This window comes from Amycolatopsis bullii, assembly GCF_014654205.1.
GTDB lineage: Bacteria > Actinomycetota > Actinomycetes > Mycobacteriales > Pseudonocardiaceae > Amycolatopsis > Amycolatopsis plumensis.
This window is the reverse complement of record NZ_BNAW01000008.1, coordinates 145,503-163,395: the sequence shown is the minus strand read 5'-3', so window position 1 is coordinate 163,395 and position 17,893 is coordinate 145,503. Positions and strand designations below refer to the sequence as shown.

Here is a 17,893-nt window from a genome sequence, read left to right as displayed (position 1 = left end):
CGACGTGCCGTGGCGAATCTTCACCGGCGATGGCCCGACTGATGGAACCGAGCCCTGGCGCAACCTTCCCGACCCACCACCTTGGCGTCAGCGTGCCACTGCGATCACCAGTTTCGTCCTCACGGACGACCTGGTCGACGCGGTAAACACCGCGCTGCACCTGCGACGGCCGCTACTGCTAACTGGCGCACCCGGTTCGGGCAAGTCCACTCTTGTCAGCCTCATCGCAGCAGAGCTCGGCCTCGATGATCCGCTCAATTGGCACATCACCTCCCGCAGCACCTTGCAGGACGGCCTTTACCAGTACGATGCGTTGGGTCGACTACACGCCACCCAGGCCGGAACAGTAGGCATCAGCACGCACGTAGAAGACTTCGTCACCCTCGGCCCCCTCGGTACCGCTCTCGCCTGCAAAGAGAAGCCGCGTGCCGTACTCATCGACGAGATCGATAAGAGTGACTTCGACCTGCCTGGCGATCTGCTGAATATCTTGGAGGAAGGCGAGTTCGACATTCCGCCGCTGGTCCGGGACGCCAGAGCAAGCCAAGAATCAGACGACGTCACGTTCAAGGTCCGCGGCAACGACCGGGCGACGTATACTGTGCCGACCGGCGTTGTGCGCCGAACCCACTGGCCGGTCATCGTCATGACAAGCAACGGCGAACGCGCTTTCCCTGCGCCATTCTTGCGCCGGTGCGTCAGGTTCGAGATGAGCACGCCAACAGAGCTGTTCCTCCTGCAGGTTGTCGAGGGATATCTCGGCAACGTCACCGAACAGGACCGCGCCATGATCACCGCTTTTGCGCAGCGACTGGTCGGGGGCGAACGACTCGCCATTGACCAGCTGTTGAACTATCTGTATCTCGTCACCGGCGAGTCCGACATGGACGCAAGGCTTGACGAGACGGTCCGGACGCGACTGGAGAGTACCCTGCTGGAGGAGCTGAGCGGTAAGTGATCGACCGACTGGCTCGGTCCCTCGCCGCCGCACTGCCGGGACTGCAAGGCGAACAACTCGCGGAAGCCCTATGGTTGGCCGCAAAGTATCCCGCCGCCTTTGGTCCGTCCACATCGCCCGCCGACGTGATCGGCGAGAGGACGTCGCAGACGAGCACAGAAGCTCTCGAGGCACCTGCCGACACCCCGGCCGAGACGTCACTTAACATCAATCTGGCACTGACCGACGAAGAACGATCGCCGCAAGAATCGGAGGCGGTGTCCGTCACCGAGGTGGGGCTGCGGTTGCTGCCGGCAAACGGACCGTTGCAAACCACAGTCACCGCGTTATCCCAGTTCCGGCGTGTGCGCAGACCCGGCCCGCAGGTCGTTGATGTCGATGCCACCATAGAGGCGACCGCAGACGCCGGACGACTCGTGATCGTCACCGGGGCCAGCCAGGAGCGCGGTCTGGATGTCGTGATCGTCGTCGACCGGACCCCAGTGGCGATGGTTTGGACGGACACCATTGATGAGTTCGCCGCGACACTTCGTCGAACTGGCGCGTTCCGGTCGGTTGCCTGCTGGTCGCTGGATGGGCTCACGCTCCGCGACAGCGCAGGTACGGCACACAGCTCGGACTTCATTATCGACCCGGCTGGGCGACGTCTGGTGCTGTTGCTGACCGACGCCACCTCAACCTGGTGGTACGAAGACCAGCCCTGGCATGTGCTAAGCCGGTGGGCGAAGGCGATGCCGACGACCCTGGTGCACCTCTTGCCTCGGAGCTACTGGGGCTACACCGCGACGGGGCAGCCGTCCGCGACAGTCCGCTCCCACCATCCGGCCAGCCCGAACTCCAGCGCAAAAGTTATGACGTACTGGTGGAGCGACGATCCGGGCACCGCCGATGTGGCTGTTCCGATCATTACCCTATCCCAGGACGACATCGCGCGATGGGTCGACGCTGTGGTTTCCGGCAGCGATTGGGTAGACGCGGTCTGGGTTCGCCCACCGGAGCCCATTGCCGCGCCGGGTACAAAGCTGAGCGCCGCCGATCAAGTAAGCACGTTCCAGTCTCGAGCGAGCGTCGGTGCTCAGCACCTGGCTCGAATTCTGGCCGGTGCACCGTTACTGTCACTGCAACTCATTCGAGCGTTGCACGATCAACTGGTCCCAGCGCCCGAAGTCGGGCAGCTGGCGGAGATACTCGTCAGCGGACTGCTGGAGCGACTTCCCGAAGACCCAGACTCGACGACCCCGCTACTGCGGTTCAGGCCAGGTGTGGCAGACCTACTCTACAAAGGCACGACTGCAAGCCAGGAATGGGACATATACGAGATGCTCACTCAGCACCTCGAACGCAATGCGAGGACGGGAAACGTCATCCGCGCGGTACTGGCCGATCCGCATGGAACCAGATTTATAGATGGGGACCTGGTGCCGTTCGCCGCAATGGGTCGGGGCATGGCCATTAGGCTGGGAATCGCAACGCCGCCGGACGAGGTTCCAACCCTTCGCAAGGCAACCGCGGTCCCGGTAAAGCCCACCGATGCCAAGTCCGCAGCGGCCCCGGTGGTCCGAGGCACGTCCGGTATCGTGTGCGTCCCCGACGCCACTTCTTCGTTGTCGGCTAAACAGATCGCCGACGGTATCGTTCGCGACTTGATTTCGGGTCTGCTCGATGTTCGGGACACCGATGCTGCGAGAACGATTGAGGACAAGGGCATTAGCGTCGCCTTGTTTGTCGACCTCTTCTCGCCTAACGACGTCGATCAAATGTACACATACTTCAACAACGCTGACGTCCGACGGGCGGCACGGGAACGGCTTGAAGCCGTTATCACCGATGACACCCGGGTGATTGTGACGAACTCGTTCGGAGCGGTGGTCGCCTACGAGTTGTTGTGCGCTCATCCAGAATGGCCGTTGCGGACACTCGTTACTTTTAATGCACCACTCGGCAGCCCGCCGGTCTTCGACCGGCTCGATCCATCACCTCGGCGATCCCGCAACTTGCACGACCGGTGGCCGGAGAGCATAACGTCGTGGACCAACATCATGATTCGCGGCGACGTCGCGGCCGCTGGCTACGATCTCCGAGAGCTGTTCGGTGGCGAAATTCGGACGATATTGCTCAACGACGTGCAGCCCGATGCGACCTGGCACCTTCAGTCACCACGGGTAGCTTCGGTGATCTCCGAGGCTTTACGGAGTAGTCAGACACTGGCTGCCTCAGCGCCAGCCAGAAGGTCCAACAGCCGCCGCTATCTTATTACCTGCGTCGTCGACTACACAACTTCGTCCTTTCCCGCTCTTCCACACGCGGCCGATGAGTCAGCGGAGCTGGTTGCATTTTTCCGGTCGCTGGACTACGAGCATGTGTCACTTGCTCCCGCCGACCAGACAAGGAGCCGAATCCTGGGCGATCTACATCGCTTCATCCGGGACCCAGGCCGCCAACCCGAAGATGCGGTGGTTTTTTATCTGTCAGGTCATGCCTCGGTTTCCCGCGGAAAGTACATATTCTTTCCTGCGGACGCGACACCCGGCCAAGTCGACATCACTGGAATAACGGCCGATGACCTCAGCAATGCACTGTTCGCCAGCTCATCGAGGTTTATGCAGCTTATCGTGATCAACACCGGCTCGTCAGCAGATGCGATACGCCAAATGAACAAGACGGCGGCAAAATTTCACCAAACGTCAAACATAGCCATGATCGCCTCTTCGACGCCGATGGAGAAATCAAGCGAACCGGGATTTACTCGCGCCATTATTCGTGCTATTCAAGGAGGGTCCGACGAAGCGGAAGCGGCCTCCTTAAGCGGGATCGTGCGCCGCATCAATCGATATCTATCCGGATACTCAACTCGGCCGGCGACGCTCATTGACAACGGGAGCATTTTGGACTACGTCTTCGCCTTTTTCTCTCGACAGCAAGCCGCCACAACTAACACTACTGAGCAAATGGTCGATGATGAACATCATCCCAAAGTCTTTATCGCCTATGACCACGTCTCGCCGGTCCACGCGGACGAGGTACACAGACTCGCTGACCTTTTGCGGTCATCTGGCGTGGACGCACAGTTCGACCAATGGGCCGGAAACACGCGGCGGGACTGGTATGAGTGGATGAGCCGCGAAGTCGTGGACTCAGATTTTATCATCGTTGTGTCTTCCCCCGCGGCGAAATTTTCCCAGAACCAAACTGCGCCTACAGGGCAAACTCGAGACACTCAAGCCGGCGTGGCGCAGATTCGCGACCTTTTAATCCGCGATCCGCAACATTGGTCGAGTAAGATTCTGCCTGTTGTCCTGCCTAGCGGATCCCCCAGCGGCTTTCCGAGTTTTATAAACTCTCACGCGGTGACCCATTACGTAATCATGGACTTTTCCCGGGAAAGTATCGAGCCTTTACTTCGCATCATCACGAGCCGGCCTGATGTCGTCGATCAGCAAACCACGCATCGGCCGAACCAGTCGGCTGAAGGTGTCGCCGAACGGTTGGCCGCGCCCGACTACGGTGACGCCGAGTTTCAGCGCGGCAGCAGCGGTATCCACGATGAACTGGGGAATCTTGCGGCGACAGCTGGCGACACTGCCGCCGCACGCATGCATTACGAGAGCACCCTGGAAACGGGCGGGCCTGATCACCCGGACACGCTGGTTTCGCGGAGTAGCCTGGTGGCCGCCCACGAGGCTGCGGGTGATCTGGCGCGAGCCATTCCGCTGTACGAGGCCACCCTCGCCGACCGGGAGCGGGTGCTGGGAACGGACCACCCCGACACGCTAACCGAGCGGAACAACCTGGCCTACGCCTACCAGACGGCAGGCGACCTGACGCGAGCCATCCCCCTGTACGAAGCCGTACTCGCCGACCGGGAGCGGATACTCGGCCCCGACCACCCCAGCACACTGACCTCACGAAACAACCTGGCCTACGCCTACCAGACGGCAGGCGACCTGACGCGAGCCATCCCCCTGTACGAAGCCGTACTCGCCGACAGCGAGCGACTGTTGGGATTCGACCACCCCACAACCAGGGCCATCCGGTCTAACCTCGATGATGCGCGATCGACATGAAGCTTTTACGGTGCGGTCGTTGCGCACTTGGCCGACGGTCGCCCCGCTCAGGCAGCCGTCACCTGCGCTGACGGCGGCCTGCGAATCCACACCCCACAACGGAAGTTCGCTCGTCGGCATGAGCGCGCGTTGAGTCGCGCGCGGTCAGCGGCAAGAGTGCCTTGGCGTAACGCGGTCGCTGGGTGTGACGACGGGAATGGGTCACCGTCGGGTGTGCTGGAACTAGGGGCGGACCTGTGTCTGCACATGTGGTGGTCCATGGGGTGGGTCAGGAGTTCCGCGGTCCGGAGCTGATGCGTCAGCTGGTGGGATCGGCAGATGCACTCAACGGCGGCCCCGTGGCCTGATCACCAGCCCGCCGGCAGGCTCGACCAGCCGGGCAGTGTCAGCGTCAACGACCATCGACGTCCTCCAGTCCCGTCCACCCCCTCGATCACGCGAACCCAGGGCCCTATTTCCGCGACGCGCGCTCCCGCGCCGGCTTCGCCGCGGCAACCTCCACTGGCGTGGACTGGGCGGCCTCGTACGCGGCGATCAGGTCACTGGACAAGCGGCCCCGTTCCGCTACGTTGTGGCCGTTGGCCGCAGCCCACTCGCGGACCGCCTGGTTGTACTCGCGTGAGTTGCCCCCCTCCGCCCCTGGGGACCGGCTACCAGCGCCGGCTGCCTGACCAAGCGCGGTCCGGACGCGCCGGCCACCGACTCGACGCCCCGCCTGCACATAGCGCGCGAACTCTCCGCGCAACGCCTCGGCATTCTCCTCCGAAAGGTCGATCTCATAGGAGACACCGTCCAAGGCGAACACCACCGTTTCGGAGGCCTCGCTGCCATCGATGTCATCGAGAACCTCCACGCGCACCTTCTGTGCCATCACAACGCCCTTTCGCTCGTGTCCACAGCAGACCCATGCCGTGGTGCGGCGCAGGCCCTGAAGTCCGCGCAAACCTTAAGCGTCACCGACCGACCAGTCGGTGCGACACGACTCAACCGTCGCCGGACCTGCAGACACCATCCTCGGTCGCCTGCTGACCGAGACCTCGTGGGAAGACTCAGCCACCCGCAACTACCGGCACGGCGGCCGCGGCCAGGAGAAAGTCCTCACCGCCGAAGTGCTAACCGCATTTGACCACCCGCCGCACAATCGACTCCTCGGCGCCGTCCTGGCCGCCGCCCACGACGCCAGGACCACGACGGCCCGCGCCGCCCACGATGCGGAAACGACCACGATCGAGTCCTGCCCGAAGTCGTGCTCAACGCCCAGGGCGTCGGCAAAGCCGCCCCGGTCCTGGTGCAGCCCGACGCGCTGCTGCACGGGCAGTCCAGACGGGTCTCACTCGAGGCAAAGCGGCTACGCGCCAGTTCCTTCCAGGTCGAGCAGCTCACTCGCGAATATCCCACGGTCACTCCCCTGGCCGGCGCCCGCATACCGCTTCTGCTGCTCATTCTCGGCGCCCCGCCACCGGCGCGCGTAGCCAGTCACGGTCGCATCACCATGACCGACGCGATCGACCAGCACTCGACGCCGTCTACGCCCGGCTCGCGCGCCCCCGTGGGCCCTTACCCACCTCCACGACGCCTCGAGCGTTCCGCAGCGTGGATCACCTGGACCGAGTTCGCTGACGTCCTTCACGTGCAGCACCAGGCCGCGGCCTTCGCTGATGCGTCTGTCGCAGCCACGGAGACCCGCATGTTCAACGCCGTCTCGCAAGCGACGCACTGGCATCAGTAAGGCCCTCGGCCGTCTCAGCCGCTCTCCGGCCGATCACGAGGTGAAGTCTCGGGCACATCCGGGCACATCTGCAATCTGCAAGTTAATGAGGATAGCCTTAAATCCGCAGGTCAGAAGCACTTTCCGGAGCCGGCAAGGGGCTCGAACCCCTGACCTTCTGTTTACAAGACAGATGCTCTTGAATACGAAATTTGAGGGGCTTCAGCCTCCCCACGAGCCAGACATCTCCCAAGTTGAACCTAGATCACGGGAGCGTCAGCCGGGAGGCTGACTTGCCACGAAGAGGGTAACTATACGGAGTAGCCCATCGTAGACACGCCCGGGCCTATCAGTGATGCGCATCACAGGACCAGGTTGGATCCATGACCCATTCCATGACCCGAACTCGTGCTCAACCGTGTGACTGATGGGGTCACGAAGGGCAACTGTGAGGCTATAGTGACTGGTAGAGGCCTTGGGCGGCGCCGTCACCCACTCTCCTAAAGCGGGTGTCGCAGGCTGGAATCCTTTCGGGCCCGTATCTCATTCTGCAACCGCAGCACGGCCCTATCCCCGGTCTGCCGGTCGGCGAGGATCAGCACTTCTCGCGGCAAACGGGGCTCGCCTGCTCATGCAGGCTCGGCTGACCTCAGTCCGCGAGCGCGGCAGCAGCGGCAGCGACCTTGGCTGCAACAACGTCGAGCGACGACTCCGAGGTGCTCAGCCCAGCGTGCGAGGCCAACATCGGGCTGACGTCGTTGAGGTCGTTGAAGCCCACCCCATGTAAGACGGGAATGACGCGCCGAGTGGAGAGCAACACGGCGAGTTCCTTCTCCGCTACGCCCTCGTCGTTAATGCTCTTGAGCAGCGCGGGCGTGACCAGCACGATGCCAACGCGGGAGTTCCGTAGTCCCTTGTCGATCTCGCGGATCATGAGCGAGCCGAGAGGCAGGTCCTCCTCGCTAAACCACACCGACGCACCGTTCGACTTCAAGTGGGCGTGCAGCTCCTTCGCGCTACCTTCTCGGTCTGGCCAAGCATGGCACAAGAAGAGGTCGCGGCGTTCCGGATGTGCTTGAGCCTGCTCGCTGGCCTTCTGGGTGAAAGGCTCGACGGTGCGCCACTCCGTCGGCGTGTAGGACACCGACCTGCCGGTCCTGGTCCGACGGGAGCCTCCGCTACCGCCCGACGAGCTGCCGTAGCTCGACCCGCCGCCAGCGCCGTAAGACGGACGGGGCGACGAGTAGGAGTAGGACGAGCGGTAGGACGACCTTCCCCGGCTGCTACACGCTGGGCAGTTCGCGGCCCCGCTCGCGGTGCGATGGCCTCGGGACGGTGCTGTGCATTGCGCCATACGTCCATAGTAGAGGCGCCATCCGACATACCTACGTCACTTCGCAGCTTTGCCGCCTGATGTTTTCCGTGATGGAATCGACGCCGGATGATCGCGAGACGGCCGCCGATAACCCGCACCAGCCTTCGCCGTTGCTACTGAATTAGCTGGTCGAGGCGCATGTCGATCAGCCTCGATGATCGACGAGAGACATGATCACAAAAGCGGGAGCCGCAGTTTCGAATCCCACCGGGTGCAGACACCCTGGTCGGCGGGTCGCGCTGACGCCCACTCACGTCGCTCCGACGCTCAGATTCACGGTTGGGGCAATCACGACTAGACTCGAAATTGGTCAGCTCCGCGCTATGACGCCGTCGGACGCTGCTCCGCCTCGCCCTCCCCGCGCGAGAGTTCTGGGGACAGTTCATGTCACACGATCGGGAACGTCGAGCCGGCGAAGACCCAATGGCTGTCGCCGCCCACGCGGCCAAAGCGGTTCCGTGCTTGAAATCGGAGGGAGCGGGCAACAGGATTGTCGCTTCACTGCTCCTACCGGAGCGGAGGCATGCTACCGAACCCGTGATTCCCCTGCCGGTTGCCGATCTCGGCCCCGCAGTGGAGCGTGGGTCGGTCGCGTTCAGCCTGGTCCGGGTCGGCATGAACGGAGTGGTCGCCGCACGAGTCCCCCTGGAGCGGCTGCGCTGGGCCCCGGGCCTGCCGCTGCGGCTCTCGGTGTCCTCGGGTCTGCTCGTCGTAGCGCCGAGCGAGAAGCCGTCGGGTACGTCGATTCCGCCGAGGATGAGTTTGACCTTGCCGGCTCGGATGCGGGCGCGGTGCCGCATCCGGGCTGAGGATCAGGTGCTTCTCGCTGCCCTGCTGGAGCATGACTTGCTGGTCGTCTATCCGCAGCACGTGTTGTACACAATGGTCACCACATTCCACGACAACCTCGTCGACATCCCGGATAGGACCGCACACGAGAACTGAGGCGGGCGCGGCCTGCGCGACCGCGCCCGCCATGAATCACGCCGTAGTGGCCCTCAGCGCGCGGACCGGCGCCAGGGGGTGTGGTTCCCCGGTGAGTGCGGCCAGGGCTTCGGCGACTTCAGTGATGTCGGCCTTGACGTAGGTGGTGGTTGTCAGGTCGCTACCGGACTCGGCGTGTCCGGCGTAGGCGCGAGCGACGCCGATGCCGAAGTTACGTTCGACCCAGGTCAGCGTGGTGTGGCGCAGCCAGTGGGCACTGACCTGCAACGCTCTGGCCCAGTCCAATTCCTTCTGGACACGGCCGAAGATGTAGTCGTAGCGACGCTTGGTGATCGGATTGCCGTTGGCGTAGCGCAGCAGCTGACTCTCCGCGTCGCCGTCGCCGCGTTCGTCGAAGTGGGCGACGAGGTGCCGCATCAGGGTCGGCGAGACCGGTTGCCAGCGTTCGGTCTCGCCCTTCTCCCGCAGCAGGATCGTGCACTGCGTCTGGTCCAGATCGCGGCGGCGCAAGGCGAGTGCACCGCCACGTCGGCAGGCGCTCTCCTCGTGCAGCCGACAGATCAGCGCGTCCAGCTCCGGGTCGTCGCCGGTGCTGGAAACGATGTCGTTGAGCTCGCCGACCCGCTCGGACCCAAGGGCTCGCCGGGTCGAGGCGTTGCGCCTGGGTTTGGTGACCCGCATGGCCGGGTTGGCGCGCTCGTCGAGGCGTCCGTCGTTGACCAGGTGCTTGTAGAGGCAGCGCATGGCGGCGACGAAGTTCTCGGCCGCGTTGCGGCCGCCGCGGGAGTTGCGGCGGACGCGAGCGGTGCTGCGGACGTGCTCGGCCATCGCTTTGATCTCGCTGGCCGTGATCGTGTCCATCGGCCGTTCGCCCCACGCTGCGTCGGCCTTCTTCCAGTACGACCCGTAGGAACTGGCCGTGCTCGGCGACACGAGGCCCGCGACGACGTGGATCCATTCGCCCAGCGTCGGCATCGGCGGGCGCTCGTCGTCGGAATTGTCGGCAGTTGTGTCCCCGATGAGGTCGGCGGGATCCACGCCGAGGCGTGACAGCAGCAGCCTCGCGGCTTCAAGGTCTTCGGTGGTGGCGGTCATGCGGTCTCCTCGGAAGCGGCCAGCGACGTGTGAAAGGTGCGCAGCATCGCCTGCACGGCGGCTTCCGGATGCACGATGAGCACGTCGTGGACGGGGTCGGCGACCAGCAACAGGCGGCTGCCCGCCAGGGCTCCGCAGCCGCGGCGCACCGGAGCCGGGAGCGCCACGTAGGGCTTATGGGGCATGACGAACACCCCGTCCGGGCGCCGGCGGATCACCACCGAGGTTCGGACAAGGGTGATCAGCAGGCGGTCCCCCGGGCTCCAGCCGAGGACGGCGACGGCGCCGCGATCCTGCAGCCGCCCTCCCCCGTCCATCAGCGCGATCGACAGCCGCGGACCATCCGCCGCATGGAGATCCCGCAACGGCGGCAAGCCCATCGGCACAGGCAATGAAGCCACGCGTTCCGGGTCAGGTGCCGTGATCCGGCCAGGCACGGCCAAGGAAGGGATGCGGGTCATGCGACACCTCCCCGACGTACTGCGCGAGGGGAGGGCGCGGTCAAGATCAGCGTAGCCGAGATCGACGGGAGCTGAACGCGAGAAAGACCCGCCGTGGCGGGCCAGTTACTCTGTGCTTTGGGAGATCTCCCACGTATTTGTGTCCGAGGACGATCTTGCTCGATAGAAACAACCCTTAGCCTCTAAGAGACTAGATACCTAAGCGAGTACGCGTTTGAGCAAGCAACTACCACAGGTTCAGACTCAAGGTTATGACGACGTTGTGCGGTAGCCACAGTCGCCCACTGACGCGGAAGGTGAGGCTGCGAACCTCAGAGGATCTACTGCTCCTTCCACTTTCGGAATCTGCGACCTTGACATCGCCCGAATCTTAGTCCCCATCTTTTTCCGTGAGTTCGTGGTCGGATTCTACAGTCTGGTCTCGCATCCGCTTGGCCTTTGCAGCGTCTTCCGGAGAGCGCCACCGACTTACTGCCGATGAGTATTCTTCCAATCCTTGCAAAGTCTTCTTGGCAATCGAGATAGATACATTCTTCACATGGTCTACCCACTCAGCGATATGATCATACGAGACCAGATCAACAGTGTGGATACCGTTGCTATCAGCTGCCCAGCTTGAGCTATTTTCGAATTGCACGCAGCAAAACTTAGTTTTATTCAAAATAGGCTCATCGGGACCCTTAATACTAGTAGTATATATCGGCCCCGCAACTACACACGCTGGGAAATAGATCGCATCCCCGCTAGCTCGCGATCGCCGATCCAACATAGCTTTCACTGGCGGCATACACATCTCAAAAAGTGCATTTCTTGCCACAAATTTCTTGGCCGCACGTTCGACTCGCACCAACTGAACGCCTCTTTGAATTTGATCTAGTCTACACGGAAGCCATGCTGACAATAATCCGAAAGACATCCAGGATCCATGGAACGGCCTGACCGAAGAATCACTATACTTTTTCTTCTTCGCGGATTTCGAGGTCGCTTCGTCAATCTTCTCAAAGTTTACCTCAAATGGAGGAGCCATATCGCCCGGACCCCAGGGCCGAACAAAGACTACGTGCGGCTGCATTGTGCTTTTGCATTCGATTATTAGATCCAAATCAATATGAGTAAGACCTTCTGCAGAGTCAAGCGCAATACCAAAACTACCGACAATATCGATCTCTCTAGATTTTCCCTCATCCGGATCTAAATAGGAAACGCCAGTGCGATTTGATATTCCACACTCTTCCAGCCTTTTTGATACACGTTGCTCGAAAATAAAACCAGATGAGTTCAGCGCTTCAAGAATCTGCTCTTCGCTTAGGTTGTAACCTGAATCTTCGCTCATATCGCCTCGCTAATCAAAGAAAGAGCTCGTTCGGATACAAATAGAACAAACAAACCGCCGGTTCGCGCCTGACTTGCATTGTTCTGACATCGGCGGGTATTTGGCCTGCGCACGCGATGGGTGTCGCCACGATCGCCGGGAACGGTAGCAATAGTTGCTATAGTGACCTTCATCGTTGGACTTTATCGTCACACACTAGGAGGTACACAGCCGCTCCCGTAGCAGCCCATCGAAACGATCGACACCATCAAAGCAGAGCCGAGCGTGAACCCATGTCACACTGGCGTACTTTCTGTAACGTACCGTGCAAGCCATACCCGCATCGCCAGTTGGCCCTGACCGCGACCGAGGCGAGTCGTTGCCTATTCGTCGATCCCAAGTTCAGCATTCATGCGATCCTGCAAGCGCTCGAAGCACTGGTTGGCAGCCTCCATATGCTTCTTGAATTTGTCCCAATGATCCTCCTGACCGGAGTTAACAGGAAGACCACGAGCAGTACGAATTCCCGTAGTGATGGCGCGGCTCAACTCCTCAGCCGCACGAGTGTAGTTGCTGTGCCACTCTTTGAATGCCGAAACGATAGATAAACTCCCGACCGTTCTGCATATCGCACGAGCTTCAGGCCACTTCTCTTGATGCTTCATCGAAATATTTGCAGCATCACCAAAAATTAACTCGTTGCCAGCAGCCCTAAGATCATCCTGTAAGTCAAATCCAATCTGCAGCACCCGCTGGTAAGCTTCGGTCCTTCTTTCAAGGATATGCAGACTACGAGCCGCGGTCCGATCCAAATCAGCTTCGCGTGAAGCACTCTTTCGGCCTTCTCGCCCAGCAATCCAGACCACCGTGCCCGTGGCCACCGGGCTAAGTGCAGACAATGTCGGTTGCAACCAATCCCACATGAACTCATCTTATCATGACTTAGCGAACCAATGGTCACTGCGTCAATACTTGACTGTCATTCACCATCATCTGAACTTTGACTTGCCAATCGCTCCTGAAGGAGCAATCCTCGCAACCTATCCGTGAAGTTCACATAGTCCTCAATAGGTTTATTCGGCTCTTGTCGAAGATAAAAGTCACGCCGGATACTTGCGATCTTTTGCCGAACAACGTCGTGAGATGCAATATCAGCAAGGGCTGCTTCTATTTCTCGCAGGCGCGCATCGGCCAGAGATCGTGTCGCGCCCTCTTGATAGTCTTCAATGAAGCTTCGAATTACACGACCCATTCGCTTGGAGCGACGACGCTCTGCTTCCTCAATAGCAGCCGAATCGAGAAGAGAAGTTAGCTCCCCGAGCAACGTAGCGAAGTTCTCCTCCAGGGCAGGGACTCCAACCGGGCGCGGCTCGTCGCGATCTAGTCCTTCAACATATGCGACTACTTCCCTCGCGAAACCCACTTTATCTATAGTTTCGCCGTTCATCTTGACCGAAAATAGCTCGCGTAGTTCATCCCAGAGTGGCCGGCTGGATGACTCGACCCTTGCCTTCAAATCAACTTCCTTAAGCGCCTCAGACGCTTCCACGTCACAGCCAATCACTTGGACCGCATAGCGACGGGCGGCGAAAATAGCGATGCGAGGCGGAATCAAGTCTTCAATTTCGACGATCTTTCCAGAGTTCGAAGCGCCGATAATTTTCGGACTCTGGGAAGTGGCCCATAAGCCCAATCGCACAATGTATTTTTGATCGAGCACCGGCCTTCTGTTAACGTCGCTTCTTCGCAACTTTTCAGCAGCTCGCTCACCATCCTTGTCCCCGTCAAGCAATGCAACACAAGGCGGCTTCATTGGATCGCGCCCTCGCGCAAGGTAAGCTATGTAAGGCACACTATCCGCACTCCCCGCTGGAACAATTGTAACTTCGTTCAGATCGAGGAGACTAGTCGAGGGATACCCCCCAGCGCGAAGCGCGTTTGACATTCCAGCCAGCAGCACCTGATCCGCAACACCCTCGACAATTAGGTTCTTTCCACTTATGAAAGTAGTCTCAGCAACGTAGGCCCCGAGAGAGGAGCGCAGTGGTTCATAGTGCGTACGCGCGACGTCTTTTACGACCCTGGTCCCCTCTTCCTGAGACCCCTTATCGAGAACACGAAGACGGTGAGCTGCATTCTTGTTTATCAGAAAAGGCGAATGTGTGACATACACTACTTGATCTCGCCGTACGCCGTTGTCAGAAACAGCGAAATTTTCCAGAACGCGCAACAAATCTTGCTGCCCGGCGTTAGATAGATACGCGTCCGGCTCATCCATCAAGAGAATTTCAGATCGAGCGGGGTCTCGGCGATGCGCGCGCAACTGTACAAAATACGCCAAGAAGTGCGTCAGCCCTCGACTGCGCTCAGCGAATGAGTACTCACTTTCAGTTCTGTCCTGAATGGTGAAAACCAATTCGCGCTCACGAGGCGAAACCCGCAGTGCGAAATCATTATCTTGAGTCCACCAACGGGATAGGTTCAGATGACGACTCAAAGACTGATTTATCTTCCCGACCAGGCCACTCACATCGCCTTCGTTTCCAGCAGAGATGGCTTCCTGGAGATCTTTGAAGATCTCCGGGTCGACACGAGCAACGTCTACTAGCAGTTTTCTTGCCAACTCAGGTTCATCTCGTTCTTTCTGCTTCTTTGCAGAATCAACAGCGGTTTCACGCGGCAAGAAGAACTCAAGAAACTTTGGAACGAACGGGCCGAACTCGTTGACATCCGACGCCCGAACGGTTTCAGCCATGTCAATGAATCGACTTCGTGTTCGCCGGTCACCCAGAGCGCCACTGCTGCCACCCCAAAGCGTCGAGATCGGCACACTGTCAGGTATCGCGACTTTCGTCGATAATCGAATTACGCGAGGAAAAATATCCTCAACGATCTTCAGTTCATCGCCGTCAAGTTCGACCCTTTCGTTACCCAGGCTAACGAAAGGCCTGCCGGCACCTGGGCGCATGAAGAGAAATTTTTGCCCAGGACTAGCGCTTACTCCAATTTCAGCAAGCGTGCTAGCTTCCGACTGCGATGAGATGATGAATTCTGCGCCCACATCAGGAAGCCTGATCTCATGGGTCTCTATCGAGTAGAGCTGGGAGTGGCGACAGAAATCGCTGCGCCGAACACTCTTTACTCCGACAATGCATTCGATTGCATCAAGCAGATGACTCTTTCCAGACTCGTTTGCACCAACTACTGCTGTAACCTCTGGATCCACATTCAAGCGAACATGCGGATACCAGCCCTCCTCCAACTGCTCCCAGTCATGACGTTGAGCGTTTTCTTTGGCGCGTCGCTCATAGTCGAAGTTAAACGACTTGAAAAATCGAACGTACACCCGAGCAAGTCGCACAGGACCTCCCTTTCATCGAGCCGTAGGCGGCCCAGACGCCTTACGGAGCCACTTTACTGCGAACTGCGTCGATTGGCCCCTCGACTCGCCCCAACGAGGGAAAGATCCGGCAGAAGCACACGACGTCAACAGCCTGTAGTCAGATGATGGCCCACAGAGTCGTCGAGTTGTCGGTGTCCGACCGTTGTCAATCGCTCGGCCTGTCGGTCCTCGAAGGTGCTAGGTGCTGGCGATACCCACACACAACCCCCGCTGACGATCCGCGTCGTTTGCATGCATCGACGAGGAGCAATCCCACTGCGTTGGGATGCTCGAAGTCTCTGATGCACGGCGAGGAGCTGTTCGCGCTCAGCGCTTCAGCAGTCAAGGGCGGGACTCGACGTCACCAAGGGGTCGTTGCGACCAGCCGCTTGGCAGCAGCTAACCAGGGCGGTAGGGGGTCCATTGAGCCTGCGGGCGGTCGCCGGACGTGTTGCAGCGGGGCACGCGTCGGCTATGCCGAGTGGCCTGGTTGGAAGCGAACCTGGCGGAGTGAATCAGAGATCTCTCGCGAGTCAGCCCTCGCCGGGAACTGGCTGCATGCAGGGACGACCGACGTCGCCAGTCGCCCTGTTCAATGGATAGCGCGGCCTCTGCCGTTGTCTGCGTTATGCCGCTAACGCCACGCCGATTCTTGTGACTGTTCGCGACCAACCTGCGACGGTAAGTCAACGCAGCCCAAGTCACTGCCTAGAGACACGTCACGTATTCGTTGTCACGACTTAGCGCGATCCGTCTCACCTGCTGTGACGCCTGCGAAGCAGGCTGACCTGCGCATATGTCGCCAGTGACGGCTGTGACGGGGTGCAATTCGGCTCGTCACAGCCGTCACCCATGGACTCCGCAAGTGCCGAATTCACGATCGCAACAGGGTCTGCCGAGTCACATCGGCGGTCAAGTTCGCCGAACCCAGCGTCTCGCTACAGAGTGTGGTCGAACGCATCAACGACGACCAGTCCGATCCCCTCGAAGGGGGATGCCGCGTTGACGTCGATCGATGACGTCGCAGCTTTCGCACTGCCGGGGGATCTGGTGTCGTCGGCGTTCGTCGGACAGGTGGAACTCCGCGGCGCCAAATGCTCCGCAGAGCATCGTGATGACCTGCCCCGGTGTCGGAATCTCGGTCAGGCGCACCCGATGCCACTCGCCGTCGATTACAGGCTGAATCACGAGCGGATCGATATAGATCGCCGCGGTCACTGCGTCGTCTCAATCAGCGTAGGTGCGCTCAAGGCGGAGTTGCTCGCCGGCTCACCGAACGCGCGCCGCAGCAGTGCCCTTGCTGTGTCGTGGTAACGGCTTAGCATCGTCCGGTCCGTCAGATAACTGTTGCAGTGGTGGTGCGTGAGCACCACGGCGATCGGATCGGATCGATCCTCGAAGAGCGTAAAGGCGCCGATCGAGTTCAGCGCGGTCTCCGTTGACGGCACAATCCGGACAGTCACGTGCTTGAGCTGCGCCGTCGCGCGAAGGTGTGTGATCTGCTCGTTGTGCAAGCTGGCTATGCCGTGAAGTGCCTTGTCACCGATCAGGAAGACGTAGCGACGGTCCCCGTCGTCGAACGCCTGCTGGCGAACCTGGCGGCTCAGCAGTTTCATGTCCCTGCGATCCTCCTGCATCACTGTCTCGGCGAGGACTCGCTCGGCATACGTCCGCGTCTGAAGTAGGTCGGGAACGCACAACGGTGCCCACTCCAGGACGTCGCTAGAGAGCTGTTCGTATGTCCACAGCAGGTGCCCTAGCTGTGGGTCAGACTGATCGACCAGGTTCGCATCGCCAGCGTGCGGGGCGAGTGCCATCACCCGGTCGTACTCTGCCGACTCGACCCGGAGGTATCCGAGGATCCAGGCCACGGCCGTCGCCGGCGCGACTTTGATGCCCAGTTCCCAGGCCGAGAGCGTTGCGGGATGAACACCGATCTTCTCGGCCAGCCTCCGCAGGCCGATTCCGCGGCGCTTGCGGGCGTCGCGCAGGCTGCTGCTGACGGCAACAGTCGCGGGCGGGCGGATGGTCGGCTTGGGCATCTTCGAGTCCTTGCTGAGGGCTGTGAGTGGCAGGAATGCGCGCGTGAGCTGCGGATTGAGGACGGCGGTTGGGTGGCCTGCTGTCAGGGCGGGTTCTTGGCGGGAAGCGCAGCTCGCACCTCTGCGACCAGAGCGCCGGCTGTTGCTGCGACCGTCTTCAGCGCGCCGATGTGCTCCATCAGCCGGTTCAGACCCAGCGGAGTCAGGCGGAGTTCACGCGGTTCGGCACGGCACTGGACGTAGCCAGCCGCGCGAAGGAACTCGATGTGCAGGTCCAGGTCGGGCGTGGAGAGCCCCAGAGCCTGCTGGACGGCCAGTTGCGAACGCCAGCTGGTGTCGGCCAGCAGGCAGGCGATGAATAGGCGGGCTGGCTGGAGCAACAGCGCATCGAGGTCCGTACGCGATGTGGGTGAGATCGGCGTCATCGCCGCCTCACCGCGACGCGAGCGGAGGCGTACACGAGTTCACGACACGTCGGACATGAACGGTCGGCCGGGGCCAGGCAGGAGTGAATCAGTACTTCGTGGCCGCAGAGTGAGTGGTATCGGCCC

Annotated in this window: 14 protein-coding genes and 1 tRNA gene; 4 read left to right on the top strand and 11 right to left on the bottom strand. The window is 60.6% G+C overall.

Annotation, left to right across the window (positions count from 1 at the left end):
* The first annotated feature begins 4 nt into the window (after positions 1 to 4).
* Both IE317_RS13490 and IE317_RS13485 read left to right on the top strand, forming a co-directional pair.
* The gene (locus IE317_RS13490) at positions 5 to 958 is read left to right on the top strand and encodes an AAA family ATPase (RefSeq protein ID WP_229902691.1); all 954 of its coding nucleotides are present in this window, start codon (positions 5 to 7) and stop codon (positions 956 to 958) included.
* The gene (locus tag IE317_RS13485) at positions 955 to 5,022 is read left to right on the top strand and encodes a toll/interleukin-1 receptor domain-containing protein (protein WP_191309843.1); all 4,068 of its coding nucleotides are present in this window, start codon (positions 955 to 957) and stop codon (positions 5,020 to 5,022) included. Before IE317_RS13490 ends, IE317_RS13485 begins: the two co-directional genes overlap by 4 nt.
* Positions 5,023 to 5,473: 451 nt before the next feature.
* On the opposite strand, the gene IE317_RS13480 is transcribed toward IE317_RS13485, so the two are convergent.
* A complete protein-coding gene (locus IE317_RS13480; protein WP_191309841.1) occupies positions 5,474 to 5,893 on the bottom strand; it encodes a histone-like nucleoid-structuring protein Lsr2 in 420 nt (139 codons plus the stop codon).
* A gap of 375 nt (positions 5,894 to 6,268) precedes the next feature.
* Here IE317_RS13480 and IE317_RS13475 point away from each other — a divergent pair, with 375 nt between their 5' ends.
* Complete coding sequence (locus IE317_RS13475) at positions 6,269 to 6,751, top strand: hypothetical protein (RefSeq protein ID WP_191309840.1); 483 nt, start codon at positions 6,269 to 6,271, stop codon at positions 6,749 to 6,751.
* Positions 6,752 to 6,875: 124 nt separating this feature from the next.
* Here the strand turns inward: IE317_RS13475 and IE317_RS13470 are convergent.
* Both IE317_RS13470 and IE317_RS13465 read right to left on the bottom strand, forming a co-directional pair.
* A tRNA-Thr gene (locus IE317_RS13470) sits at positions 6,876 to 6,980 on the bottom strand.
* Positions 6,981 to 7,379: 399 nt separating this feature from the next.
* Positions 7,380 to 8,084 (bottom strand): toll/interleukin-1 receptor domain-containing protein, encoded by a 705-nt coding sequence (locus IE317_RS13465; RefSeq protein ID WP_415306468.1) that lies wholly within the window; start codon positions 8,082 to 8,084, stop codon positions 7,380 to 7,382.
* A 558-nt stretch (positions 8,085 to 8,642) separates the two neighbouring features.
* On the opposite strand from IE317_RS13465, the gene IE317_RS13460 reads away from it, so the two are divergent.
* Entirely contained in the window at positions 8,643 to 9,050 is a 408-nt protein-coding gene (locus tag IE317_RS13460; RefSeq protein ID WP_191309836.1) for a hypothetical protein, read from the top strand.
* A 36-nt stretch (positions 9,051 to 9,086) separates the two neighbouring features.
* Here IE317_RS13460 and IE317_RS13455 read toward each other — a convergent pair whose 3' ends face one another.
* The 8 genes from IE317_RS13455 to IE317_RS13420 all read right to left on the bottom strand — a co-directional run bounded on the left by IE317_RS13455 (position 9,087) and on the right by IE317_RS13420 (position 17,767).
* Positions 9,087 to 10,145: a tyrosine-type recombinase/integrase gene (locus IE317_RS13455; protein WP_191309834.1), complete on the bottom strand. Its 1,059-nt coding sequence runs from the start codon at positions 10,143 to 10,145 to the stop codon at positions 9,087 to 9,089.
* The gene (locus IE317_RS13450; RefSeq protein WP_229902690.1) at positions 10,142 to 10,606 is read right to left on the bottom strand and encodes a hypothetical protein; all 465 of its coding nucleotides are present in this window, start codon (positions 10,604 to 10,606) and stop codon (positions 10,142 to 10,144) included. Before IE317_RS13450 ends, IE317_RS13455 begins: the two co-directional genes overlap by 4 nt.
* A 370-nt stretch (positions 10,607 to 10,976) precedes the next feature.
* Positions 10,977 to 11,939 (bottom strand): hypothetical protein, encoded by a 963-nt coding sequence (locus IE317_RS13445; RefSeq protein WP_191309832.1) that lies wholly within the window; start codon positions 11,937 to 11,939, stop codon positions 10,977 to 10,979.
* 362 nt (positions 11,940 to 12,301) lie between these two features.
* Complete coding sequence (locus IE317_RS13440; protein WP_191309831.1) at positions 12,302 to 12,841, bottom strand: hypothetical protein; 540 nt, start codon at positions 12,839 to 12,841, stop codon at positions 12,302 to 12,304.
* A gap of 56 nt (positions 12,842 to 12,897) precedes the next feature.
* Entirely contained in the window at positions 12,898 to 15,279 is a 2,382-nt protein-coding gene (locus IE317_RS13435) for an AAA family ATPase (protein WP_191309830.1), read from the bottom strand.
* Between the two features lie 981 nt (positions 15,280 to 16,260).
* Positions 16,261 to 16,518 (bottom strand): hypothetical protein, encoded by a 258-nt coding sequence (locus IE317_RS13430; RefSeq protein WP_191309828.1) that lies wholly within the window; start codon positions 16,516 to 16,518, stop codon positions 16,261 to 16,263.
* Positions 16,515 to 17,342, bottom strand: coding sequence for a Scr1 family TA system antitoxin-like transcriptional regulator (locus tag IE317_RS13425; protein WP_191309826.1), 828 nt, complete (start codon positions 17,340 to 17,342; stop codon positions 16,515 to 16,517). Before IE317_RS13425 ends, IE317_RS13430 begins: the two co-directional genes overlap by 4 nt.
* 83 nt (positions 17,343 to 17,425) lie before the next feature.
* On the bottom strand, positions 17,426 to 17,767 hold the full coding sequence (locus IE317_RS13420) for a transcriptional regulator (protein WP_191309824.1): 342 nt from the start codon (positions 17,765 to 17,767) through the stop codon (positions 17,426 to 17,428).
* Positions 17,768 to 17,893 lie beyond the last annotated feature (126 nt).